The following is a 24,775-nucleotide window of genomic DNA, read 5'->3' on the forward strand; positions in this document are numbered from 1 at the left end:
CTTTTCAGGTGGGGTCGGCGACCGATGCGGGGATGGCCTTGGAACTCCAGTGGCCTGCGAAACGGTAGCCGCGTGTTGCGACTTATCTGCTTAAAGAGACGAAACAGCGCCATGTGGTGACCGGGTTGGGCCATGAAGCGGCGTCTCGCATCACGAACCGGCTTTTCCTTGGCCCCGTCCCTGATCAGGCGACCTGGGCTCGCGCAGCCTCGGAGAACAGCGGGTTGGTCATCGCGACGACCTTCGGGCGGAAACTCCCCTTGGCGCACACGAGACCGGTCGCCTTCTCGCCGGGCGCGAGGCTCGTGGTGTCGATCTGGCCCTCGTACTCCCCGAGGGCCGAGCTGCTGTCGTGCTTGGTGTTCTTGGTGTCGGTGATCGAGAAGTAGAGCGGGTTGACCTCGAGCTGCTTCTTGGTCTGGTTGGTGACGGTGACCTTGACGCAGGACAGGGTGCCGCCGTCGCTCAGGACACTCTTGCTCGCGCGCGCCCGCTTGGCGGTGAGCTTGATCGGGAAGGCCTTGGCCTTGCCCTTGGACGCGGCGCCGCTCTTGCCGGTCGACTTGCCCGGGTCGGCCGACTGGACGGCGACCGGGTCCTCTTCGAGGTTGCAGCCGGCGGTGAGGACGGCGACCGCGGCGAGGCCGAGGATGATCTTGCGCATGGGGCGCTCCTTTGTGTCCGGGCGCGTTCTGCACGGCGCCCTGGGATGGGGGTCGTGTTGGCGGGGCGCCGCCGCCCGCTTAGGGGTAGGGCTGGTCAAGCGGACGGCGGCGCGTCTTCGGGGAGCGGAGGCCGCGGCGCGCCTCCGCATGGGCTGGTCAGCCCTCGGCGACCGCGAGGAGCTCGTAGAACTCCTCGGCGTCGATGACCGTGGTGTCGTGACCGGAGTCGCGGAGCCGCTCGGCCTTGGCGAGCTTGCCGGTCTTCTTCGCCCCGGGGGCGAGCTGGTAGGGCTCGATGCCGCCGACCACCAGCAGGTCGACGAACCTGGTGACGTGGGGGACGGTCCAGGCTCCGAAGGCGGCGATCCGTTCGGCGGCCGCCGTCCTCGTCATCCCTGGCAGTGATCCGGTGAAGCAGACGGTGAGTCCGTAGAACGGGTTGTCCGGGTCGGCGTTGGGCTCGGCATCCGGGTACGGCTCGCGCCGCGTGGCTCCCCGGTACTTGCACCCCCGGCGGACGCCGCCGCGGTAGGAGCCCATCTGGATCCGCTGGACGGCCAGGAGGTCGTCAAGGGTGGCCGTCCCCTGCCGTCTCAGCGCGGCGAGCATCACCTGGGCCGCCGCCCGCGCGTCGTCGCCGGCGTCGTGGTGGTGCGGCAGCTCGAAGCCCAGGGCGTCGGCAAGCACCGGGAGCTTGTAGGCGAGCAGGCCGGTCCAGGTCCGTCTTGCGACCACGAGCGTGCAGGCGAACCGAAGGTCCGGGACGCGGAGGCCGCTCGCCTCGCACGTCTCGGCGAGGACGCCGATGTCGAAAGCCGCGTTGTGCGCCACGAAGGGCGTATCGCCGACGAACCGAACGATGTGCTCCAGCGTCTCCGGCCAGCCGGGAGCGTCCCTGACGCGGTCCGCCGTGATGCCGTGGATGCCGACGTTGAAGGCGTCGAAGTGGTCGTGCCCGTCCGGGGGTCTGATCAGCGATGACCACTCCTCGACGATCCGCCCTCCCTTCACCTTGACCAGTCCGACCGAGCACGGGCTTGCCCGCCGGGCGTTCGCCGTTTCGAAGTCGATCGCCACCCAACTCGTCATCCTCGCTCCTAGCGCCTAGCCGTTGAAAGCATGACTATGAGAGCATGACATGAAAGCACTGTCAAATGGCTTTGCATCATTGGATGGTGTACAGTGGCGATGCTCCCGAAAGCTGACGAGGAAGTTCTGATGGCATCGCAGAGCGAGCAACTGACCGCCGCCGAGATCTCTCGGCTGGCCGGGGTGACGCGGGCGACCGTGAGCAACTGGCGCCGGCGCCACCCCGACTTTCCGCAGCCCAGCGGGGGGACGGAGGCCAGCCCCAGCTACGACCGGGCGCAGATCGAGGCGTGGCTCGACGCGCGGGGCCGTCTTCCCGAGCGCTCGTCCAGGGACGACCTGCGGGCGCACCTGCACGGCCGCACGCCGCGCGAGGCCGAGGCCGTGGCCCTGTTCACGGCGCACCTGGCAGAGCTGGACGCCAAGAAGCGCGCCGAGGCCGCGACCCTGGACGACAACGAACTGATCGCGCTGTACGCGGAAGCGGTCTCGTCGACCGGAGCCAGCCGATCGGGCCATGCGGGCGTCCCCGCGCATCTCCTGCGATCGGCGGCGAAGGTGGCCCACGAGGAAGGCCCGCTCGCCGTCTTCGACGTCCTCGACGATCAGACCGAAGGACCGATCGGCATCCGCGGGACGCATCCGACGTCGGAGATGCTCGCCGACCTGATGGCCGGGCTGGCGACGTCCGGAGGCCTGCGTGTCCGCAGCGTTCTCGACCCGGCCTGCGGCGGCGGGCGCCTCCTCGCCGCGACCGCGGCCGCCCTCAAGCCCGGCGCGAGCGTGAACGGCCAGGAGTACCGCCCTGTCACAGCGGCCCAAGCGAAGACCCGGCTGGCCGAGACGGCGCCCAAAGCTTCGATAGACGTCAGGACCGGCGACAGCCTGCGCAACGACGCCTTCCCCAACCTGCTTGCGGACGCCGTCGTGTGCAACCCGCCCTACGGCGACCGCGACTGGGGGCACGACGAACTCGCACTCGACACGCGATGGGCCTACGGCGTCCCACCACGCTCGGAATCGGAACTGGCCTGGGTCCAGCACGCGTTGGCGCATCTGGCCGAGGGCGGCCGCGCCGTGCTACTGCTCCCGCCGGCGACCGCGTCACGATCGTCCGGCCGCCGCATCCGGTCCGAACTGCTGCGGCAGGGGGCACTGTGCGGGATCATCGCGCTCCCGCCGGGCCTCGCCGTACCGCACCACATTGGGCTTCACCTGTGGATACTGCGACGCCCCGAAGTCGGCCGTCCCAACCCGGACCAGGTCCTGCTGATGGACACCTCCGACGAGGCCGCCGCCACGGAGGAGCCGCCCAACCAAGGCAAGGCACCGGACACGGGCAAGCTCCACACGACGATCCTCAGCACGTGGGAGGCGTTCATCGCGCCGACCGAGTTCACCGAGATCCCGGGGACCGCCCGCGCGGTGGCGACGATCGACCTCCTGGACGATCTCGTGGATCTCTCACCGGCACGGCACATCCGCACGGCGCCGATGGTCACTCCGGACACGGCTCTGCGCGACGTCCTCGAACTCGCCGAGCGCCTCAAGGCGGGCGTGGCCACGCTGGCCGAGGCGAGCGAGATCGGGCCGCTGGCCTCGGCCGGGGACGCGAGCCACACCTGGCGCAGCGCCACGATCGCCGACCTCGCTCGCGGCGGCGCGCTCGCCGTCCATCGGGGAGTGCGGGCCTCCTCTGCCGATAACCCGCCCACCGACCTCGCGGACCGTCCCGTACTCCGGGCCCGTGACCTGCTCAGCGGGAGGCGGGCCAGCGGCGACGCACGCGAGACGCCCCTGGCCGACCCGTTCGTCATCCAGGCGGGAGACGTCCTGGTCACCCAGGTCGTTGGCCCGCAGGGCGTCGCGACCCGGGTGGCCGGCGACGACGACGCTGGATGCCTGCTCGGCAACGGCGTATTCCTGCTCCGGCCCGACCCGGCACGTCTCGATCCGTGGTTCCTCGCCGGATTCGTCAGCGCACCCGACAACGTCAACCAGGCGACCACCGGCTCCTCCACATACCAGCTCGTGCCGCCTCGGCTGCGTGTCCCGCTGCTCACACTTGATGAGCAGGCCGCTTATGGTCAGGCGTTCCGGAAGGTCCACGAACTCCGAATCAGCGCACAAAAGGCCGCTGCCTGCGCAAACGAGACGGCGGACCTTTGGGCCGCCACCCTCGGCAGCGGTGCGCTGCTTCCTTATGAAGCCGAGTAACGGGGAAACCCGGAACTTCCTCGCCATGTGGGCCCCTACGATCCGTTTAACAACGGTCTGCACGTTAATAGGCGTGTGGTGGCCGACAAATGTCCGAGGCCCCGTCTCGATAGAGACGTCCGGGGGGATGAGGGTGTGGCTGTGACTGCCGATCGCATCGCGAACCGGTTCCGCGTGACAGGCGCTCTCGGCAAGGGCAACATGGGCGAGGTCCACCGCGCCATCGATCTTCAGGCGGACGGCGGCGACCGGGACCGCGAGGTCGCGGTAAAGGTGATCCTGCGCAGCCGGACGGGTGCGGTCATCGACTCGCGGGCCGATATGAAGGCCATTCAGCGGTTCGAGCGCGAAGTCGTCATCATGCAGCGCCTCAACGAGCACCCGAACCTGCCCCGAATCATCGCGGGCGGCCTCGACGAGGGCGATGGCCTGCCGTTCATCGCCATGGAGCTGCTCAAGGGCCACACCTTGCAGGTGCTCACTGGGGAGCACGCCCAGCTTCCGGTGGCCTGGGCCGCGGCTCTCGGCGCGCAGATCGCGGACGGCCTGTCGGTCGCGCACCGCGCCGGCATCGTCCACCGCGACCTCAAGCCCGCGAACGTCATGCTGCTTCCCGGAGGCCAGGTCAAGGTCCTCGATTTCGGCATGGGCCGGATCATCGACGACGGCGAGGCCGGCAGGGTGACGAGTACGGGAGTCACGGTGGGCACCGCCCGCTACATGGCCCCTGAGCAGTTCCTCGACGCGGCGGTGACGCAGGCCGCCGACCTGTACGCGCTCGGCTGCATGCTTTACGAGCTGCTGGTGGGGGTCCCGCCGTTCGTGAGCGAGAACGCGCACGAGCTGGGGGACAAACACCGGACAGAGGCGCCGGCTCCGCTGCGGCTGCTGCGTTCGGACATCCCCGAGGACATGGCCCGACTGGTCGAGCGGCTCCTCAGCAAGCAGCCGGAGGACCGCCCGGCCGACGCCGTGGCGGTCCGCGAGGCGCTCCTTCCCCTCGCCGAGGGCGAGGCGACGGTCGAGGACTGGGCGGGCTACGACCCGGTCCGCTACCTCGCGTCGACCGGGCGGGCACCCGCACCCGAACCGGCCCCAGTGCCGGAGAGGCCGCGCCCGGCGGTGGGTTCGGTGATGGACGTGTTCGGGCTGCACCGGCAGCTCATCGAGAACTACCGGGAGTTCACCGAGGGCGGGACGGTCATCCGTGACGGCCGCATCGCCGCGTACGTCGAGAGCACCCTGGACGAGAAGTCCCAGTGGCCGGACCCGTGGGTGTCGCTGAATCCGTTCTTCGCGTCCGGCGGCACCGTTTCGGAGTTGAGCGGCGACGGCAAGCTCCTCCACGAGGAGTGCGCCCGCATCTTCCAGGCGGGAAAGACCCGAGGGGGCACCAAGTGCGACGGGCGTCCGCTCACCCTGCACCAGCACCAGCTCGAGGCGATCAAGGCCGCCGACCGCAGGCGGTCCTACGTCCTGACGACCGGCACCGGCTCCGGAAAGTCGCTGTCCTACATCGTGCCCATCGTCGACCGGGTGCTCCGCGAGCGTGAGACCGCGCCCGGCAAGCGCGTCCGGGCGATCATCGTGTATCCGATGAACGCCCTGGTCAACAGCCAGCTCAACGAGTTGGAGAAGTACCTGCAGGACGGTTACGGCGTGGGCCGTGAGCCGGTCACCTTCGCCCGCTACACCGGGCAGGAGGACGACGAGCGCCGCAGGGAGATCCGCGACAATCCGCCCGACATCCTTCTCACCAACTACGTGATGCTGGAGCTGATGCTCACCCGCCCGAGGGACCGCGGTTCGCTGATCCGGATGGCGAAGGGCCTGGAGTTCCTGGTCTTCGACGAGCTGCACACCTACCGGGGCCGCCAGGGCGCGGACGTCGCCCTGCTCATCCGGCGGGTGCGCGAGGCGTGCCAGGCCGAGAACCTGCAGTGCATCGGCACGTCGGCGACGATGTCGAGCGAGGGAACCTTCGAGGACCAGAAGCTAGAGGTGGCCCGCGTCGCCACCACCCTCTTCGGGATCAAGGTCGACAAGGACGACGTCATCGGCGAGACGCTGGTGCGCGCCACCGAGGAGCCCCCGGCCACCGTGCCGGCGCAGCGGCTGCGGGCGTCCGCCGCCCCCCGCGCCTACGACGACCTGGTGAAGGATCCGCTGGCCCGCTGGATCGAGACCCGGTTCGGCCTCGCCGAGGACCCCATGGGACGACTCGTCCGCCAGACGCCCGCGAGAATCGAGGAGGCCGCCGCCGACCTCGCCGGGGAGTCCGGGGTCCCGGAGGAGGTGTGTGCGCAGGCGATCCGCCGCACCCTGGAGGCCGGCTCGGAGGCCCAGCACTCGGTGACCGAACGCCCGTTGTTCGCGTTCCGGCTGCACCAGTTCCTGTCCAAGGGCGACACCGTCTACGTCACCCTGGAGGACCCGGCGACGCGGCACCTCACCCGCGACTACCAGCTCGTCCAGCCGGATACGGACGGCAAGATCCTCCTGCCGCTGGCGTTCTGCCGGGAGTGCGGCCAGGAGTACCTGACCGTGTGGCGGACGGAGAAGGACGGCATGGTCCGTTACGGGCCGCGCCGCGACACCGCGGCGTCGGGTGGCCGTGAGGGCGACGGCTACCTGTACGTCGACTCGGGCCGGCCGTGGCCGCGCACCGCCGAGGAGGCGATCGACGACCGCCGGCTGCCGGAGTCGTGGCTGGAGGTGGACGACACCGGCCAGGAGGTCGTGCGCACCAACCACCGCTCGAAGCTCCCGGTGCCCGTCCGCGTCGATCCCTACGGCGTTGAGGGCCAGGGCGAGCTGGACGCCGCGTTCATCCCCGCGCCGTTCCGGTTCTGCCTGCACTGCGGGGTGAGCTACGAACAGGTCCGCGGCAAGGACTTCGCCAAGCTGGCGACTCTCGACCAGGAGGGGCGTTCCTCGGCGACGTCGCTGGTGTCGGCTTCGATCATCCGGTTCCTGCGGGCGGTGCCCGAGGGGGCACTGGTCAAGGAAGCCCGCAAGCTGCTCACCTTCGTCGACAACCGGCAGGACGCCTCCCTCCAGGCCGGTCACTTCAACGACTTCGTCCAGATCACCCAGCTTCGCGGCGCGCTCTACCGGGCGGCCGTCGAGGCGGGTGAGGAGGGCATCAGCCACGAGGACCTGGCGTCCAGGGTCGTCGGCGCCCTCGGCCTGGACGTCGCGGACTACACCGGCTCGTCCGACCTGCCCCCGTCGATGGCGCGCAACGCGGCGCGGACGCTGCGGGACGTCGTCGCGTTCCAGCTCTACCTGGATCTTGAGCGCGGCTGGCGCGTCACCATGCCCAACCTGGAGCAGACGGGCCTACTGAAGATCGACTACGAGGACCTCGACTGGCTGGCCGCCAGGGAGGACCGCTGGGAGGGAACGCACCGGACGCTGCGCGATGCCGAACCGGGCCGCCGCGCCGAGATCATGCGGGCGCTGCTGGACGAGATGCGCCGCTCCCTCGCCATCGACGTCCAGTACTTCCGGGACGACTTCGACAGCCTCCGCCGCGCCAGCGAGGAGCGGCTCGCCGACCCGTGGGTCCTGTCGAGGAGCGACGAGCCCAAGGTCGGCACGGCCTACCCGCAGAAGGCGCGGCCCGGCCTCGACCGTTCGGGCCTGTTCCTGTCCGGGTCCAACAAGTTCGGCAAGTACCTGCGGCGCGTGCATTTCAGTGACCTGTCGGTGGACGACGCCCAGCTGCTCATCAAGGAGCTGCTCACGGTTCTGACCAAGGCGAACCTGGTCAAGGAGGTGTCGGTGACGCCCGGGTGGGCCAGGCGCGGCCGCCGGCCCACCGGCCCGACCGTGACCGGCTACCGCGTCTCGGCGGCGTGCCTGATGTGGCGGGCCGGGACGGGCGAGGTCGGCGCCCACGACCCCCTCACCCGCACCTACGCCAGCGGCGACGGCCCCCGCGTCAACGTCTTCTTCCGGGACCTGTACCGCGAGACCGCCGCGGAGCTCGGCGGCCTCATCGCCCGCGAGCACACCGCCCAGGTCGACCCCGAGGAGCGGCGCAGGCGCGAGGAGGCGTTCAGCGAGGCGAAGCTGAAGCTGCTGTACTGCTCGCCCACGATGGAGCTAGGTGTCGACATCAGCGCCCTCAACGCGGTGATGATGCGCAACGTGCCGCCGACGCCCGCGAACTACGCCCAGCGCAGCGGGCGGGCGGGACGGTCCGGCCAGCCGGCGCTCGTCACCACCTACTGCGCGACCGGCAACAGCCACGACCAGTACTACTTCCGGCGGTCCGCGCGGATGGTGGCGGGCGCGGTCGCGCCGCCGCGCCTCGACCTGGCGAACGAGGACCTCGTCCGGTCGCACATCCAGGCGATCTGGCTCGCCGAGACGGGCCTGGAGCTGCACAACAACATCCCCGCGATCGTGGACATCGGCTACGACGAGGACTCCCGCCGCCCCGACCCGCCTCTCCCCCTGCACGACACAGTCGTCCAGGCGATCAGCAGCGAGGCCGCGCGCAGGCGCGCCGTGGCGGCGGCCAAGAAGGTGTTCGGCGGGCTGCTGGACGACTTCGCCGCCACGGTCTGGTGGGACGACACCTGGATCGAGGACGCGGTCGAACGCGCCCCCGACCGCTTCAACCGGGCCTTCGACCGCTGGCGGGACCTGTTCAAGGCGGCGCTGGTGGACCAGGCGGAGCAGAACCGCCGCGTCCTCGACACCACGCTCTCCGACCGCGACAACAAGATCGCCGTCGGCCGGCGCCGGGAGGCCGAGACGCAGCTCGACCTGCTGAAGAACCAGTCGGCGGAGAGCCGGTCGGTCCTGTCGGACTTCGGCCCGCACCGCTACCTGGCCAGCGAGGGCTTCCTGCCGGGCTACTCGTTCCCCCGGCTCCCCCTGGCCGCGTACATCAACATGCAGGACCGCCGTTTCCGGGACGGCGACTACCTCCAGCGCCCCCGGTTCCTCGCCATCCGCGAGTTCGGGCCGGGCGCGCTGATCTACCACGAGGGCTCCCGCTACCAGGTGACCCGCATCCAGCTCCCGCCGGGCGGGACGGGCGATGTCGTCACCTCCGACGCCCGCCGTTGCGCCGCCTGCGGCTACCACCACGACTCCACCGACGGCGCCGACCGCTGCCAGATGTGCGACGAGCTGCTGCCCGAGGCCAAGTACGGGCTGCTCCAGATGCACACCGTCTACACCAAGGCCCGCGCGCGGATCTCCTCCGACGAGGAGGAGCGCCGCAGGGCGGGTTTCCGGCTCGTCACGTCGTACCGGTTCGCCGACCACGGCGCACGCGCGGGCCGCCAGGACGCCCTGATCACCGATGACGAAGGAACCATCGCCACGGTGTCCTTCGGCGACTCGGCGACGGTCCGGATCACGAACCTGGGCCGGCTGCGCGCCAAGGACGGCGAGCCGGACGGCTTCTGGCTCGACCCCGCGACCGGCGAGTGGATGACCGAGAAGGCCGCCTCGGAGGCGTCCGGCGACTCCAGCGAGATGCCGGTCGTCGACACGGACGGCAACGAGAAGAAGCGCAAGAAGCGCGTCATCCCGTACGTGCAGGACCGCCGCAACATCCTCGTCGCACAGCTCGCCGAGCCGCTGGAGTACCCGGTCGCGCTGTCGCTGATGTACGCGCTGGAGCGCGGGATCGAGGCGGCGTTCGAGCTGGAGGACTCGGAGCTGTCCAGCGAGCTGCTGCCGCCCGACGACGGCCCCCGCGACCGGATGCTGTTCACCGAGGCGGCCGAGGGCGGCGCCGGAGTGCTGCGCCTGATGCAGTCGATGCCGGGCGCGCTCAGGAAGGCCGCGAAGGCGGCGCTGGACATCTGCCACTTCGACGAGCACGGAGAGGACCTCGGCGGCCCGCACCCGGACCGGCCGTGCGCCCGCGGCTGCTACGACTGCCTGCTCACCTACGGCAACCAGCTCGACCACGGCGCGATCGACCGGCACGCCATCAAGGACCTCCTGGTGCGCCTGGCCAGTGCGAAGACCACCGCGACGGGACGCGGCGAGTCCCGCACCGATCAGCTCGAGCGCCTGTCCCGCCAGTCGGACTCCTCGCTGGAGAAGCGCTTCGTCACCTGGCTGAAGGAGCGCGGTCTGCGGATGCCCGACGAGGCGCAGACCTATGTCGCCGATGCGCAGGCCCGCCCCGACTTCGTGTACCGGCTGCAGGGCGTGACGCTCGCGGTGTTCGTCGACGGCCCCGTCCACCAGCACGCCAACGTCAAGGAACGCGACCGCCAGGCGGAGCAGCGGTTGGGCAACCGCGGCTGGGAGGTCCTCCGCTTCCCCCACGACGCCGACTGGGACGCGATCGTCGCCGAGACCCCGAGCTGGTTCGGCGCCTCTCCCACCGCTTGATCCACGTAAAGACACTCGACGAACCCCCCACGCGAGGTCCTTTTGACGACGACGGACTACACCCCCGGTTCCCTGGTCTCGGTCCGCGACCGCGAATGGGTCGTACTGCCCGAGAGCGCCCCGGACATGCTGGTGCTGCGCCCTCTCGGCGGCGCCGACGACGACATCGCGGCGGTATTCCCGGCCTTCGAGGAGGTGCGGGGAGCGGAGTTCGCGGCACCGTCGCCGCGGGACCTCGGCGACTTCCGCGCGGCGGGCCTGCTGCGCAGCGCGCTGCGCATCGGGTTCCGGTCGGGCGCGGGACCGTTCCGCTCGCTCGCCGGGATCGCGGTGGAGCCGCGCGCCTACCAGCTCGTCCCGCTGATGATGGCGCTGCGGCAGAAGACCGTCCGGATGCTGATCGCCGATGACGTCGGCATCGGCAAGACCGTCGAGGCCGGGCTGATCGCGAGCGAGCTGCTGGCGCAGGGCGAGGCGAAGGGCCTGGCGGTGCTGTGCTCGCCGGCCCTCGCCGAGCAGTGGCAGGAGGAGTTGCGCGCCAAGTTCGGCATCGACGCCGAGCTGGTCCTGTCCTCCACGGTCACCCGACTCGAACGCGACCTGGACATGGGGCAGTCCCTGTTCGACAAGCACCGCCACGTGATCGTCTCCACGGACTTCATCAAGTCGCACCGGCACCGCGACGACTTCGTCCGCCGCTGCCCCGATTTGGTCATCGTGGACGAGGCCCACACCTGCGTCGCCGCCGACGACCACACGTCCCAGCAGAGCCAGCGACGTTACGAACTGCTCCAGCGCATCGCCGAGGACACCGAGCGCCACCTGCTGCTGGTGACGGCGACCCCGCACAGCGGCAAGGAGGCCGCGTTCCGCAACCTGCTCGCCCTGCTGAAGCCCGAGTTCGGCGACCTGGACATGAACAGCGGCCCCGACCGCGCCCGCCTCGCCCTCCACTTCGTGCAGCGCCGCCGCGCCGACATCCGCAAGTACCTCGACGAGGAGACCGAGTTCCCCGCCGACCGGTTCTTCAAGGACGAGACCTACAAGCTGTCGCCCGCGTACCGATCGCTTCTGGATGACGCGATCGGCTACGCGAGCGAGCGGGTCACCGTCGCCGGGGAGCAGGGCAGGCGCGAGGCCCGGATCGCCTGGTGGTCGGCGATCGCGCTGCTGCGGTCCCTGGTGTCCTCGCCGCGCGCCGCCGCGCAGACCCTGCGGACCCGATCGGCCACCGCGTCCGCCGCCACCGCGGAGGAGGCCGACGAGCTGGGCGCGCCGCTGACCCGCGACTCCGCCGACAACGACGCGCTGGAGGGCCTGGACGTCGCCCCCGGCGCCGAGACGGACCCCGAGACCGGCGGGGCGGGGGCAAGGCTGGCCGCGCTCGCCGACCGCGCCGCCGACCTCGAGGGCCCGGCCGAGGACCTGAAGCTGAAAGCCCTGATCAAGCACCTGAAGGCGCTGCTCAAGGACGGCTACCACCCGATCGTCTTCTGCCGCTACATCCCGACCGCCGAGTACGTCCGCGACCACCTCGACGGCAAGCTCGGCAGGAAGACCGTCGTGCGGGCCGTAACCGGAACCCTGTCCCCGCAGCAGCGCCTCCAGCGCATCGAGGACCTCGCGGACGAGACGGCCGACGACCCCGACGCCCGCCGCGTCCTCGTCGCCACCGACTGCCTGTCGGAGGGCGTCAACCTCCAGCACCATTTCGACGCCGTCGTCCACTACGACCTGGCGTGGAACCCGGCCCGCCACGACCAGCGCGAGGGGCGCGTCGACCGCTACGGCCAGAAGCGCGACGAGGTCAAGGTCATCACCCTCTACGGCAGCGACAACGGCATCGACGGCAAGGTCCTGGAAGTCCTGATCCGCAAGCACCGCCAGATCTGGCAGGACCTCGGCATCTCCGTCTCCGTGCCCGACGAGGCGTCCTCCGGCGTGACGGACGCGATCGTCGAGTGGCTGCTGATGCGCAGGGAGAGCGGCGAGCAGGAGGCCTTGTTCGGCGCCGAGGACGTCAAGGCCGTCAGCGAGAAGGCCGCCGAGCTGGAACAGGAGTGGAACTCCACGGCCGAGCGCGAGAAGGCGTCCCGCTCCAGGTTCGCGCAGAACGCCATCCGCCCCGAGGAGGTCAAGCGCGAGGTCGACGCCACCCGGGACGCGCTCGGCGACGTCGGCGAGATCCGCGGCTTCGTCCGCCACGCCCTCACCGCCCTGGACGGCGTCCTCTACGAGGGCGGCGACGCCCCCGGCGACTTCGGCGCCGACCTGAGCGGCAGCCCCGTCGGGCTTCGCGACGTGCTCGCACCGATTCTCGGCGGCGGGATCATCGAGAACGGCAAACAGGTCCCGTTCCGGACCGTGTCGGCGGTGACGCGCGGCGAGGCGGCACTCGTCCGCACGGACCCGGTCGTCGGCGCGCTCGCCGGCCACCTCCTCAACGCCGCCCTCGACCCACAGACCGACGGTCCCCGCCCGGCCCGCCGCTGCGGCGTCATCCGGACGAGAGCGGTCTCCACCCGGACGACCCTGTTGCTCGTCCGCTACCGGTTCCACCTGACGCTGCCGTCCCGCGTCGGCGAACGGCAGCTCGTCGCCGAGGACGCCCGGCTCCTCGCCTTCGAGGGCGCACCGGCCGACGCGACCTGGCTGCCGCCCGAGGACGCCGCGCGCCTGCTGCACGCCACCGCCGACGAGAACACCGACCCCACCTTCGGAGAGCGGACGATGAAACGGGTCCTGGACGCCCTGCCCGACGCCACGGAGCACCTCAACGAGTACGGCGACCGGCTCGCCGCCGAGCTCCGCGACTCGCACCGCCGCGTCCGCAGCGCCGCCGGCGAGATCATCCGGGGCGTGGACGTCAAGGCGCAGCGGCCCGCCGACATCCTCGGCGCCTACGTGTACCTGCCCGTGACCGGTGCCGTCTCCGGAGGTGTCGCCTGATGTCCGCCACCGCACGCACGCAGATCTTCTCCTCAGTCCACACCATCGGCGGGCTGCTCCCCGCCGACATGCTCGTCAGGATTTCCGAGGGCAAGGACGTCGAGGGCTCCAAGCCCGCCGACTACGACATCTTCGGCTCCCGTTCCGTCCCCGACGAGGCCGAACGCCACTGGGACTACCTCAAGTCGGTGTGGAAGGACCTGCGCGGCAAGCTGCCCGTCGCGCCGGAGGCCGAGACCCCCGCCGACCCCACGGGCCTCGCGATCCGCCAGTGGCTGGAGCCGCTGTTCGCCGAGCTGAGCTTCGGCCGCCTCACCGCCCTCGGCGCGTCCGGCATCGACGCCGACGACGACACCAAGACGTTCGCGATCAGCCACCTGTGGACGCACGTCCCGATCCACCTGACCGCCTGGAACACCCGGCTCGACACCCGACCCGGCGGCCCCGGCACCGTCCCGCCGCAGTCGCTCGTGCAGGAGTGCCTGAACCGCACCGAAGCCCACCTGTGGGCCGTGCTGACCAATGGGCGCCAGCTCAGGCTGCTGCGCGACTCCAGCGCCCTCGCCACCGCCGCCTACGTCGAATTCGACCTTGAGGCGATCTTCGATGGGGAGCTGTTCAGCGAGTTCGTGCTCCTGTACCGCCTCCTGCACGCCTCCCGCTTCGCCGTCGAAGACGGCGCGCCACCCTCTTCGTGCTGGCTCGAAAAATGGCGGACGGACGCCATCGACTCCGGCACCCGCGCCCTTGAACACCATCGCGAGGGCGTGCAGAAGGCGATCACCGCGCTCGGGACGGGCTTCCTCAAGCACCCCGCCAACACCGAACTGCTCCGCGACCTGGACGTGCACGCCTTCCACGGCGCGCTGCTCCGCCTCGCCTACCGGCTGATCTTCCTGTTCGTCGCCGAGGAACGCGACGCCCTGCACCCCAAGGGCACGCCGGACGAGGTCCGCCAGCGGTACCGGAAGTACTTCTCGTCCGCGCGGCTCCGGCAGCAGGCCCAGCGGCGGCGCGGGACCTCGCACGCCGACCTCTACCAGGCCCTCAAGATCGTGCTTGACGCGCTCGGTGACGAGGACGGACGTCCCGAACTCGGTCTTCCCGGGCTCGGTGGCCTCTTCGACGACGCCCCCGCCGACGCCCCGTTGCATGGCCTCGCCCTGGCGAACGTGCACCTGTTGGAGGCCGTCCGCCACCTGTCCCGCATTCACGACGGCGACACGCGGCGCTGGCGCCAGGTCGACTACCGCAACATGGGCTCGGAGGAACTCGGCTCCATCTACGAGTCGCTCCTCGAACTCGTCCCCAAGCACAGCGCCGTCGAGCGGACCTTCGAGCTGGTCGACCGGCTCGGCAACGACCGTAAGAAGACCGGCTCGTACTACACGCCGAGTTCCCTGATCGAGACGCTGCTCGACTCCACGCTCGACCCCGTCATCGACGACGCCCAGAAGCGCGGCGAGGAGAGGGCCACCGCAGCCGGCGAACCTGACTCGACCGAGGCGATCGTCGCCGAACTGCTCTCTCTGACCGTCTGCGACCCGGCCTGCGGCTCCGGACACTTCCTCGTCGCCTCGGCCCGCCGTATCGCCAAGCGCGTCGCAGCCGTCCGCGAGGGCAACCCCGAACCGACGCTGGACGCGGTACGCCACGCGCTCCACGAGGTCATCGCGCGGTGCGTGTACGGGGTGGATCTCAACCCGATGGCGGTCGAACTCGCCAAGGTGTCGCTGTGGCTGGAGGCCCTGGAGCCCGGCAAGCCGCTCGGGTTCCTGGACGCCCACATCAAGCTGGGCAACGGCCTCGTAGGCGCTACGCCAGTCCTGCTGAAGGACGGCATTCCGACGAAGGCGTTTAAGCCGGTCGAGGGCGACGACGCTGCCTACGCCAACTTCTTCGCCAAGCAGAACAACAAGGAACGTGAGGGACAGGGCGGCCTGTTCGACCTGTTCGAGGAAACGAAGGTCGCCAACACCGCCTTCGCCGAAAGCCTGCGCCGCATCACCGCCGCCCCGTCTAACACCCTCCGGGACGTCCACCGTCAGGCCGACGCGTACGAGGATTGGAAGTCCTCGGCGGAGTACAGCCAGGCCGTCCACGTGGCGGACGCCTGGTGCGCCGCCTTCATGTGGCACAAAACCAAGGACGCTCCGACGCCAATCACTCACGACGTCTTCCGCGCCCTCCAGGACCCCAACGCGACGGCCGCCGGTCAGGACGTCCACGACGAGATCGCGCGGCTAAGCGAGCAGTACCACTTCTTCCACTGGCACCTGGAGTTTCCCGAAATCTTCACAGTCTCAGCCGAAGAATCGAGCGGGGACATCGACCCGGCTACCGGCTGGACAGGAGGCTTCTCCTGCGTGCTCGGAAACCCGCCATGGGACAAGGTCGACTTCGAAGACAAGAAGTACTTCAGCGTTGTCGAGCCCTCTATTGCGAAGATCTCCGGCTTGGCTCGCAGAACTCGCATCGCCGAGTGGATAGAGGAAAACCAAGAAGCAGGTCGACGATATCGGGCCGCGCGTCGAAAAGTGAAATCATCGTTTCATTTCGCTGGCGATTCCGGCGCATTCCCCCAATGCGCAAAGGGACTCACAGTTAAGGGGGTCACCACGCTTCAGACGGACCAGCTTTTTGTCGAGCGATTTGAGTCCGTCGTGGCAAAAAATGGACGCTTCGGCTGCATCGTCCAAACAGCCATCGCGACAAGCGCTGGAGCTCAGCACCTGTTCGCTTCCCTGGCCAAACGAAGTGCTGTGAAGCATCTATACGACTTCGAGAATCGCAAACTAATCTTCGAAGGCGTCGATGCGACCTTCAAGTTCTGCCTCCTATCCATGGTAGGCAAGTCCCTGGTGGAGCCAGAGGCCAAACTAGCATTTTTCATGCTCGACACGGGCGATCTAGATGCCTCAAAGAGACTATACACTCTCACTCCCAGAGAAATCGAGCTCATCAATCCAAATACTGGCAACCTGCCCGTGTTTCGCACTCGCCGTGACGCAGATATAACCACGGCCATTTATAGGCGCATCCCAATTCTTCAAGAGGACCAAGCAAGCAAAAATACTTGGAGAGTATCCTTCAAAGCAACCCTCTTTCATACAACAGACGACTCTGACCTCTTCCACACACGCCAGAAACTCGAGAACGAAGGCTGGCTTCTCCAGGGAAATGTTTTCGTGCGGAACGACGAAAAAATGCTCCCTCTATATGAGGGTAAAATGGCCCACATCTTCGACCACCGATGGAACAGTTTCTTCGGCACAGGCAACGAAGATCGCGTCGCAGTAAGAAGTGAAGAGAAGGCGCGCCCGGACAGCTCGGCTATGCCACGCTACTGGATCGCCGAAGACGGGATGATTCCTGTACACAGGAGAGGGCGCGAGGTTCAGAGCCCTGGTGTCAGCGTTCGTCTGGGGAAACTCAACTGGAAGAGGAATTGGCTTTGCGGTTGGCGCGACATCACCAAGGCGGTTAATGAGCGTACCGCCATCCCGACCTTCCTTCCCCGCGCTGCCGTCGTGGAAACATTTCCGCTGATGCTGCCGCATGTAGCCCCTGAACTCGCGTCTGCGCTGATTGCCGCGCAAAGTTCGCTGGTATTTGATTACGTGAGTCGTCAAAAAACGGGAAGTATGCATTTGAAGCTTTTTGTTTGGAAGCAGCTTCCTGTGCCTACGCCCGAGGACCTAGCTGCGCATACACATTTTTTGACACCGCGAGTACTCGAGCTCGTATACACAGCTAACGACATGGCCGGACTCGCGCGTGACCTCAGGGACACCGGGAAGCCGTTCCAGTGGGACGAAGGAAGAAGGGCTCAGATTCGCGCCGAATTGGACGCCTACTTTTTCCACCTCTACGGGATCGATCGTGAGGACACGGACTACATTTTGGAGACTTTCCAGTCCGACTCCGGAGGGGGGCTGAAGAACAACGAGATCGCCAAGTACGGGACGTACCGGACGAAGGATCTCGTGCTTGCCCAGTACGACCGGATGGCTGCGGTCGGCGTTGATCTCGACGGGCCGCTGCTGGATGGGGAGAACTACACGTCCACACTCACTCCACCGCCGGGGCACGGGCCTCGGCACGAGTAAGCCGACGTCGTCGGTAGGTAGCGGAGGGGCGGGCGGTAGGGAACGCCCCTCCGCTGGTCTTCAGGTGCGGTCGATGACCGCGAAGACGATCTTGCCGGCGTTGTCGGCCAGGGCGCGGATGCCCCAGCAGCGGGCGTACTGGTCGACGATGAACAGGCCACGGCCCGTCTCGCTGGTCGTGTCGGCCGCCAGCATGTGCGGGAGGGCGCAGGCGGCGTCCTGGACCTCCATCCACAGCGCGTCGTCCTCGGTGCGGCTCAACCGCAAGATCACGTCGTTGTCGGTTACGGACGTCCCGTGCTGGAGGGCGTTGGTTACCAGCTCGCTGGCCACCAGGCATGGGACGAAGTCGTCCATGTCCCACTGGCCGGTGACCAGCCGCACGAACCGGCGCACCTCCGCAACGACCTTGAGGTCCTGCTTCACCACCATCTCGTTCTCCGCCGCGCCGCCCATGATCTCTCCTCACCGTGTGTGTCGTACAACACACAGTGAGCCACTATCCGGGCTACTATGTGCCTACCAAGAAGTGCTGGTAGTTCTTGGGAAGTGCCTCTTCATCATTGGTAGCTTCCTTCGAAAGGTAAGAGCCATGCCCCCACGGCGTCAGCGTCCTCGCGACTCCCCCGCCCTCGTCGCCTTCGGCCGCCAGATGCGCCGTGCGCGGGAGGCCAAGGGGGTCAAGCAGGAGACCATCGCGCAACTGACAACGATGAGCGGTGCTCAGATCAGTCGGATCGAGAACGGGAAGAGGCGCGCCACCCGCTCCTTTGTCGAGATCGTGGACGATCATCTGGACACTGGTGGCTCGCTCATCAACCTGTGGGAGGACCTCAACAAGGACGGTCACCCTGTGCCGATCTGGTTCGACTGGCCCCAGATCGAAGCAGACGCAGCAATCCTCGTTTGCTACGAGCACTCGGTGGTTCCTGGCCTTGCCCAGACGCCGGCCTATGCACTGTCGATCTTGCGCGGCAACAAAGAGGCCGCCGATGCCCGACTCCAGCGACAGGCCGTCATCAGCAGGGACGACGAAAAGGCTCCCCCGGTTCTACTGCTGCTGATCGACGAGCAGGTGCTCACCCGACTCGTGGGCACGCCCGAGACGATGAGGGAGCAGTTGGAGCGTCTGATCGCCATCAGCTCGTTGCCGAATGTCACGGTTCAAGTAGTCTTAGGAAGCGGCGAGCACGACGGCAACATGGGGGCTTTCGTGGTCGCGACGATGGAGGACCGCAGCGAGGTCGCCTACATCGAGACTGCCGTTCGGGGCACCACGACGGACAACCCCGCAGAGCTTTCCATCCTGGCGCGTACCCTGATTGACCTCCGTTCCCGGGCACTCACACAAGAAATGTCCTGCGAACTGATACGAAAGGTCATCCGAGAAAAATGGACCTGACAGACGCCAAGTGGCGCAGGAGCAGCTACAGCGGCTCCAACGGCGGCAACTGCGTCGAGTTGGCTGGATTGGCCGGTGCATCGGTGGTGGCGGTGCGGGACAGCAAGGATCCGGACGGGCCCGTCCTCCTGCTGACCCGCGCGGCCCTGCGGACCGCCGTCCAGTCCGCCGCCGACACGCACTGACCACCCGGCACCCCGCGCCGCCCCCGACCACCGAGCAGCGGCGGGTCGTCCCGTCCCCCGGCCCGGACGACCCGCCGCCTCACCCTCCCCACAGCAAGAGGCCAAGTCCGTCCACCTGACCCAGTGGCAACCGCAGCCGAGCGGACACGCCCGCTGGCAAGCCCAACCGCGTGCCGGATACCGGCCCCATGCCCCCCTGGAGAACCCCACCCTGGCACCCACAGCGGCCCCACCGGCGGCAACTGCGTGGAACTGGCCTCCGACTCCCAGACCGATCATTCTGCGTCCGGGCGACTCAGCGGTAGGTCCAGGCTTGACCGGTGCCTCGGTAGTCCTCGACGGGGATCGGGTGGACGCCCTCACGCATCCGGTCGGTGTAGAGCTGTCCGTAGAGGTGGTCGATCTCATGCCCGGCCAGACGCGCGAGTGCGGCATTCAGGACGGCTACCACCTGCCGCCCGTCCAGCCGAGTGTGGGCGACTTCCAGTTTGAGCGGACGGGGCACCAGGCCGCGGACGTCGAAGAAGCTTAGGCAGCCTTCATAGTGCTCGTCGGTTTCGGCTGATGCGCTGATCACGCGGGGGTTGAGCAGTACGAGCGGTTCGGCGTCCGGGTCGGGTGGGGCGATGACGGCGGCGGCGCGGTCGATGCCGATCTGTGGGGCGGCCAAGCCCATGCCCTTGCCGAACACGTGGTGTTCGCGGACCCGCTGCATCGCGGCGAACAACTGGTCCACGACGTCGCCCGCCTCACCGGCCTCGGCGGGCAGATCGAACGGGCGCGCGGTGGTGGCCAGGATCGGTTCGCCGCGCTGGACGATGCCGGCGGCCCTCATCCGGTCGCTGGCTGTGCGCAACTGGGGGCGGTGCTGCTCGATGTCGTCGTCGCGGGTCCGGAACCGCCATTCCAGCCGGTAGCGGGCGCCCATCGGCGGATCCTGGGTGGCCCAGGAGAACACCAGCCGATCCCCGTCCTCGGCGCGGGTGATGGGAGTGCGCAGCGGGACGGCCTCGGCGGTAGTGGAGGTCTCGGTGCCCCACACCACCGGATCCAGCCCGGCAGGGAATACCAACTCGACCGACAGGCGCCGGGTCGGCAGGCGGACCGCGCGTTGGAACCACGGGCCCCACCGCCCGTCGTCGACCTGGTAGCCGTACTCGATAGTCGAGTGCTGACCGGGGTAGAGGGGGAAGCGTCCGCGGTCGTTCTCCAGGCGCAGCCATGCCTCTTTGAAGGAGTCGCGGTCCTGCTTGGGGTGCCAGCTCATGGGTTCGCCATCGCAGGACGCGGTCAGCGCGAGCTCGTCCCAGGTGAGCGGCCGGGCCCGGTACAGCGCGTTGGACCGGTCGGGGCGGCCGGGGTAGCGGTCGACGCTGATGCGGATCAGGTAGCGGGTGACCGGTTCGGCGCCGCCGTTGAACAGACGGCGCCGCTGCATCGGCCGGTACACCGTCCCGTCGTACTCCAGCCGGGCATGGTCCTCCTCCACCACGAGGCCATCAGTGTCGCTCGCACCGGCGCCGGCGGCTCGGAGCGGCCCGTCGGCCCGCCACGCCTGCCACAGTGCACCGCCGGCACTGAGCACGCTGTCGGCCTTACGGGCGAAGTCCTCGCTGGCCGGGTGACGTCCCGCCTCCACGTGGCTGACGTATGAGGGATCGAAGCCCATCGCGGCGGCCAGCTTCTTCTTCGACATCGTCCGCCGTTCGCGCCACCGAGTCAGGGCCGCGCCGAACGAGGTTCTTTGAGCGGACGGGGGCTCCGGCCTGTCGGCGGGCTGCTGGGAAGCCATGGCCCGATCCTCTCTCCATTCCGGGATGAGGGTGTGAATGAACCGTGAATGAGGTCCCGTCAGCGTGGCCTCACCGACTGCATCGGCGGTCTCCTCATCTGTGAGGACAACTTCGAGGAGGTGCAGCACCATGGGTAAGCACGAGGACCCCGCCGAGAAGAACGGCCACAAACCAGACAAGCCCATTCCGCCGCCGAACAAGGACGACAAGGGCGACGGCAAGCGGGGGAAGTGATCGACTGATGGGAGACGTCATGCAGCGCGTCGAAGCGCTGATCGAGCGGCTGACCGCCGCCGGGTGGCTGACGCAGAACCGCGTCAGGGCGGCGCTGCATGACGTCCCCCGGCACGTGTTCGCGCCGCCGGTGGCCTGGACCGGCGACGGCGAACGGGTGAGCAAGGAGGCCGACCCCGAAGGTTGGCTTGATCTGGTCTACGGCGACGACGCGATCATCACCCAACTCGACGACGGCACGACCGATCTCACGACCGGTGCGGGCCGCTTCACCTCGTCGCTGTCCGCGTCGAGCACCGTCGTGTCCCTTCTGGAGTTGCTGGACGTCGAGCCAGGGCACCGCGTGCTGGACGTGGGCACCGGTACCGGCTGGACGGCCGCGCTGCTGTCGCGTCTGGTCGGCTCGGCGAACGTCACCAGCGTGGAGGTCGATCCCGCGGTGTCGGCACAGGCGTCCGCCAATCTCAAGAGCGCGGGCCAGGCTCCTCGGCTCATCGTGGGGGACGGCGCTCACGGTTGGGCGCAGGAAGCACCCTACGACCGGGTGCACGCCACGTGCGCTGTCGCCCGCGTGCCGTATGCGTGGGTGGGGCAGACCCGCCCCGGCGGGGTGATCGCGACGCCCTATGCCCCAGGATTCGGGTCCAGCCACGAACTGCGGCTCGTGGTGATGCCGGACGGTACCGCCGTGGGCCGGTTCACCGGCTACGCCTCGTACATGATGATGCGGGCGCAGCGTCACCCCGATTGGGACGCCTCCGACCGGCACGGGGACCGGTCCACGACCGACATCGACCCCCGGACCATCGGCTACGCCCCGGCGGGCGCCGACCTGGCGATGGGGGCTGCGCTACCGGGTGTGTGCGCCAGGGGCGCGCACGACGGCGCCGCCTACACGCTGCGCCTGTGGAGCGCGGACGCGTGGGCCGAAGCTCACTACGAGCCAGGCCGCGACTCCTTCGATGTCGAGCAGGGCGGGGACCGGCCCCTGTGGGATCTGGCGGTGTCGGCCTACTTCGACTGGATCGCCCATCGCAGCCCGGGCCGCGACCGCTTCGGCCTGACCGTGTCACCCGCCGGCGACCGCGTCTGGCTGGACCATCCCGGCGACATCGCCTGACCTGGGGCCCGTGAGAAGGGAGGGCTCCCGGGATCCCCTGGCGTCATGCCACCTGAACCGACCGGAGCCCGCACCCCGGCCCCTCCGGAAGAGGAGAGCCGACGGGTCATGGCGTCAGATGCGTGCTGCGATCGTGGACACGTCCCGCAGCACCCGATCGAGCAGTTCCTCCAGCAGCCGGTTCTCCTCAAGGGCCGAACGGGCTCTGTCGTGAAGGGGTTCGGCCACTTCCTGGAACCGCCGGCGAACCCCGTCACCGGGCCAGGCCAGCTCCAACTGCGAGAAGGCGCGTCGACTGATCTCCCTTGCCTGCCGACCTTGCGCGATCTTAGGAAGCTCCTCGCTTCTGGAACGAAGCTCGTGCAGCAGCCACCAGCGATCCGAGGGATCGGACGGGCGCACCGCGAGCACTCCCCGGGCGGGGGTGGTCCGGAACCAGGTCAGTGCGGCGCGGGCCCCTTCGGGTCGTGACGCGACCAGTACGGTTCCCGGCTCGCAGACGTCCCCCGGCTCGGCATGCGTTTCCTGTCCTCCCTGAATGTAGGGCGGATCCGCGCGCAGGACGTCGGCCGGCGCTATCCGGGACGTCGCGACGCCGCTCAAGTCAGCCTGCGATCGGCCTGGCCGACCGGTCATGACCGAAGTGACGGCACCGAACGTGGCAGGCGTCCATGACCGTCGATGCCGCCGCACCAGCATGGCGTGATGAGCGTCGGCCAAGGTGACGGCGTCCGCGGCGATCCGCAGATTGAGGTCCCTTTTGTCCTGGATCAACTCGACAAGTCGGCTGAGGGTCTCGATTCGTCCGGAAGGAGGGACGGCCACCTCCATCGCCCTCAGCCGGTCGATGCTCAGGGTCGGCTCGACGTGCGCCGACACATGCCGGTCGAACCAGGCGCGGGCGACGGGCGTCTGGAACCAGATCTTCAGCCAACGGGTGATGTCATGGTCGCTTGAGCGGAGGATGCCGACCGAGCGCGTCGTCACCCAGCCGGTATGGCGCTGGTCGATCAGCGCCGCGTCACCCACCCGGCGGACGAGTACCACGACCAGGTCGCCCTTGGCGAGGACGGCGCGGTTGTACCTGCCGTCCAGCAGTGCGGCAGGGGCCGGGGGAGACGTCCAGAGGCGGCCGTCGCGGACGTCACCGGCTCTGATCACTGCCCCGCCGCTGGGGAGCTCGTGTTCCGGAAGGCCGTAGGTGACCTTCAGGTCCGCGGCCTCCTTGACCGTCATGCGCCGCCAGCCCTCAATGTCGAGTGCGCGCATCACAGTTCGTCCAAGACTCGAAGCAGGTCGGCCTCCAGGACGCGCGACTCTTGGAACCTGTCCCGGAGTTCGGCGGTGAGCTCGTCGATCTGCCGCTGCTCCGGAGCATCGCCGATGCCGAGCTCACCGGTGTACCTCGGCGGCTGCAGGTCGTATCGCTGATCGGTGATCTCCTCGGCGGTGACGGAACGGCACTGACCGGCCTCGTCACGGTACTGCCCGTCCACCTCTCGCCACGCCCCGAGTGTCCGCAGCACCTGCTCGACCCCTTCCGGGCTGAGGCGACGCTTACGCCTCGGCGCCTGTTCGTACGCCTTCCGCGCGTTGATGAAGAGCACCTTGCCCCGACGGTCACTGCTCCTCCACTCATCGCAGGGGCCTTTGTCGGCGTTGAGCAGCCACAGGCAGCAGGGGGCACGGCTGTGGGCGAACAGGCCCGGCGGCAGTGCCACCACACATTCGACGACGTCGTCCTGGACGAGCCGTCCGCGCACCCGCTGCTCCACATGTCGTGCCCCGGTCGCGGCCCCCTCTGCCATGAGAATCGCCGCTCTGCCCCGAGGAGCGAGCGCGTGCACGATGTGGAGGATCCATGCCAAGTTCGCGTTGTCCTGAGGGGGCGCCGCCTCGTCCGACCACCTCGGATCGTCCGTGCGCGGTTCGGCACGCCACGAGCCGTTGAACGGCGGATTGGCCAGGACGATGTCATAGGACGACTCGGCGGGCCGCGCGAGACTGTCCACCGGCGGGGGAACTCGCGCGTGGATGCCGCGGGCGGCCAGGTTCATTCGCGCCACATAGAGCGCGGAGGCGTGCACGTCCTGGCCGGTCAGTTCGAGATTCGACGGCCGGCCCGTGCGATCGGACACGTGGCGGTAGGCGCCGATGAGCAATCCGCCTGAACCGCACACCGGATCAAGCACCCGCTGGCCTTCCTGAGGATCCGCCGCTGCCACCATCAACCGCACGACGTCGTTGCGGGTGAAGTAATCCCCGCTTTTCGCCTTCGCTTCGGACAAGTCCTGCAAGCATTGGTCCAGGCAATCATCAAGGCGGCCGACTCGATGGATCGCCTTGACCAGGCGACGCAGCGCGTCGTCGGCCGTTGGAGGAAGACGCGGCACGAACCCGCGGCCTTCCTCGTCTTGGTACCGGAGCAGGCATTCTCGTACCGAAAGCCCCATCTGCTGCCGGGGCTTGTCCGCTTGGGCCAAGAGCCAGTTCCACAAGGAATGCTGGTCGCTCTGCGGACTGTATCGTGCCTGGTCCCTCAGAATCACGAGTCCGGCCACGACGCGGCAGGCATCGTGAAATTCCAGAAGGTTCCCCAAGTCACGCACTGGGATTCGGATTTCAGGCGGCATCTCCACT

13 protein-coding genes are annotated in these 24,775 nt (G+C 68.6%); 7 read left to right on the plus strand and 6 right to left on the minus strand.

The window, feature by feature from the left end; all coding sequences use genetic code 11:
* Nucleotides 1–184: 184 nt before the first annotated feature.
* Both ABGB11_RS19860 and ABGB11_RS19865 read right to left on the minus strand, forming a co-directional pair.
* Nucleotides 185–664 (minus strand): DUF4352 domain-containing protein, encoded by a 480-nt coding sequence (locus ABGB11_RS19860; protein WP_347634844.1) that lies wholly within the window; start codon nucleotides 662–664, stop codon nucleotides 185–187.
* Nucleotides 665–821: 157 nt separating this feature from the next.
* Nucleotides 822–1,754 (minus strand): exonuclease domain-containing protein, encoded by a 933-nt coding sequence (locus ABGB11_RS19865; RefSeq protein WP_347634846.1) that lies wholly within the window; start codon nucleotides 1,752–1,754, stop codon nucleotides 822–824.
* 129 nt (nucleotides 1,755–1,883) lie between these two features.
* On the opposite strand from ABGB11_RS19865, the gene ABGB11_RS19870 reads away from it, so the two are divergent.
* The 4 genes from ABGB11_RS19870 (at nucleotide 1,884) to ABGB11_RS19885 (ending at nucleotide 17,401) form a co-directional block, all read left to right on the plus strand.
* On the plus strand, nucleotides 1,884–3,971 hold the full coding sequence (locus tag ABGB11_RS19870; RefSeq protein WP_347634848.1) for an N-6 DNA methylase: 2,088 nt from the start codon (nucleotides 1,884–1,886) through the stop codon (nucleotides 3,969–3,971).
* Between the two features lie 141 nt (nucleotides 3,972–4,112).
* Complete coding sequence (locus ABGB11_RS19875; RefSeq protein WP_347634850.1) at nucleotides 4,113–10,343, plus strand: protein kinase; 6,231 nt, start codon at nucleotides 4,113–4,115, stop codon at nucleotides 10,341–10,343.
* A gap of 42 nt (nucleotides 10,344–10,385) precedes the next feature.
* Nucleotides 10,386–13,292: a DEAD/DEAH box helicase gene (locus ABGB11_RS19880; protein ID WP_347634852.1), complete on the plus strand. Its 2,907-nt coding sequence runs from the start codon at nucleotides 10,386–10,388 to the stop codon at nucleotides 13,290–13,292.
* Entirely contained in the window at nucleotides 13,292–17,401 is a 4,110-nt protein-coding gene (locus tag ABGB11_RS19885; protein ID WP_347634854.1) for a DNA methyltransferase, read from the plus strand. The genes ABGB11_RS19880 and ABGB11_RS19885 overlap by 1 nt, the downstream gene beginning before the upstream one ends.
* Before the next feature lie 60 nt (nucleotides 17,402–17,461).
* Here the strand turns inward: ABGB11_RS19885 and ABGB11_RS19890 are convergent, their stop codons facing one another.
* Nucleotides 17,462–17,857 carry an ATP-binding protein gene (locus ABGB11_RS19890; protein ID WP_347634856.1) on the minus strand — a complete coding sequence of 132 codons (396 nt, stop codon included), beginning with the start codon at nucleotides 17,855–17,857 and terminating at the stop codon, nucleotides 17,462–17,464.
* 136 nt (nucleotides 17,858–17,993) lie between these two features.
* On the opposite strand from ABGB11_RS19890, the gene ABGB11_RS19895 reads away from it, so the two are divergent.
* Nucleotides 17,994–18,803, plus strand: a complete 810-nt coding sequence (locus tag ABGB11_RS19895; protein ID WP_347634857.1) for a helix-turn-helix transcriptional regulator — start codon at nucleotides 17,994–17,996, stop codon at nucleotides 18,801–18,803.
* The gene (locus ABGB11_RS19900; protein ID WP_347634858.1) at nucleotides 18,794–18,988 is read left to right on the plus strand and encodes a DUF397 domain-containing protein; all 195 of its coding nucleotides are present in this window, start codon (nucleotides 18,794–18,796) and stop codon (nucleotides 18,986–18,988) included. Before ABGB11_RS19895 ends, ABGB11_RS19900 begins: the two co-directional genes overlap by 10 nt.
* A gap of 295 nt (nucleotides 18,989–19,283) precedes the next feature.
* On the opposite strand, the gene ABGB11_RS19905 is transcribed toward ABGB11_RS19900, so the two are convergent.
* Nucleotides 19,284–20,780 carry a peptide deformylase gene (locus ABGB11_RS19905; RefSeq protein ID WP_347634860.1) on the minus strand — a complete coding sequence of 499 codons (1,497 nt, stop codon included), beginning with the start codon at nucleotides 20,778–20,780 and terminating at the stop codon, nucleotides 19,284–19,286.
* 254 nt (nucleotides 20,781–21,034) lie between these two features.
* Between ABGB11_RS19905 and ABGB11_RS19910 the strand changes: the two genes are divergently transcribed.
* Nucleotides 21,035–22,135, plus strand: a complete 1,101-nt coding sequence (locus tag ABGB11_RS19910) for a methyltransferase domain-containing protein (RefSeq protein ID WP_347634862.1) — start codon at nucleotides 21,035–21,037, stop codon at nucleotides 22,133–22,135.
* Between the two features lie 114 nt (nucleotides 22,136–22,249).
* Here ABGB11_RS19910 and ABGB11_RS19915 read toward each other — a convergent pair whose 3' ends face one another.
* On the minus strand, nucleotides 22,250–23,404 hold the full coding sequence (locus ABGB11_RS19915) for a hypothetical protein (RefSeq protein WP_347634864.1): 1,155 nt from the start codon (nucleotides 23,402–23,404) through the stop codon (nucleotides 22,250–22,252).
* Nucleotides 23,404–24,768 carry an N-6 DNA methylase gene (locus ABGB11_RS19920; protein ID WP_347634866.1) on the minus strand — a complete coding sequence of 455 codons (1,365 nt, stop codon included), beginning with the start codon at nucleotides 24,766–24,768 and terminating at the stop codon, nucleotides 23,404–23,406. Before ABGB11_RS19920 ends, ABGB11_RS19915 begins: the two co-directional genes overlap by 1 nt.
* Between the last annotated feature and the right edge of the window lie 7 nt (nucleotides 24,769–24,775).

The organism is Actinomadura sp. B10D3 (genome assembly GCF_039871695.1).
GTDB classification, from domain to species: Bacteria; Actinomycetota; Actinomycetes; order Streptosporangiales; family Streptosporangiaceae; genus Spirillospora; species Spirillospora madurae.

Bases quoted from the DNA above. Each gene is read 5' to 3' on its own strand.
- ABGB11_RS19860 (WP_347634844.1), bottom strand. From the start codon at position 664: ATGCGCAAGATCATCCTCGGCCTCGCCGCGGTCGCCGTCCTCACCGCC.
- ABGB11_RS19865 (WP_347634846.1), bottom strand. From the start codon at position 1,754: ATGACGAGTTGGGTGGCGATCGACTTCGAAACGGCGAACGCCCGGCGG.
- ABGB11_RS19870 (WP_347634848.1), top strand. From the start codon at position 1,884: ATGGCATCGCAGAGCGAGCAACTGACCGCCGCCGAGATCTCTCGGCTG.
- ABGB11_RS19885 (WP_347634854.1), top strand. From the start codon at position 13,292: ATGTCCGCCACCGCACGCACGCAGATCTTCTCCTCAGTCCACACCATC.
- ABGB11_RS19890 (WP_347634856.1), bottom strand. From the start codon at position 17,857: ATGGGCGGCGCGGCGGAGAACGAGATGGTGGTGAAGCAGGACCTCAAG.
- ABGB11_RS19895 (WP_347634857.1), top strand. From the start codon at position 17,994: ATGCCCCCACGGCGTCAGCGTCCTCGCGACTCCCCCGCCCTCGTCGCC.
- ABGB11_RS19900 (WP_347634858.1), top strand. From the start codon at position 18,794: ATGGACCTGACAGACGCCAAGTGGCGCAGGAGCAGCTACAGCGGCTCC.
- ABGB11_RS19905 (WP_347634860.1), bottom strand. From the start codon at position 20,780: ATGGCTTCCCAGCAGCCCGCCGACAGGCCGGAGCCCCCGTCCGCTCAA.
- ABGB11_RS19910 (WP_347634862.1), top strand. From the start codon at position 21,035: ATGCAGCGCGTCGAAGCGCTGATCGAGCGGCTGACCGCCGCCGGGTGG.
- ABGB11_RS19915 (WP_347634864.1), bottom strand. From the start codon at position 23,404: ATGCGCGCACTCGACATTGAGGGCTGGCGGCGCATGACGGTCAAGGAG.
- ABGB11_RS19920 (WP_347634866.1), bottom strand. From the start codon at position 24,768: ATGCCGCCTGAAATCCGAATCCCAGTGCGTGACTTGGGGAACCTTCTG.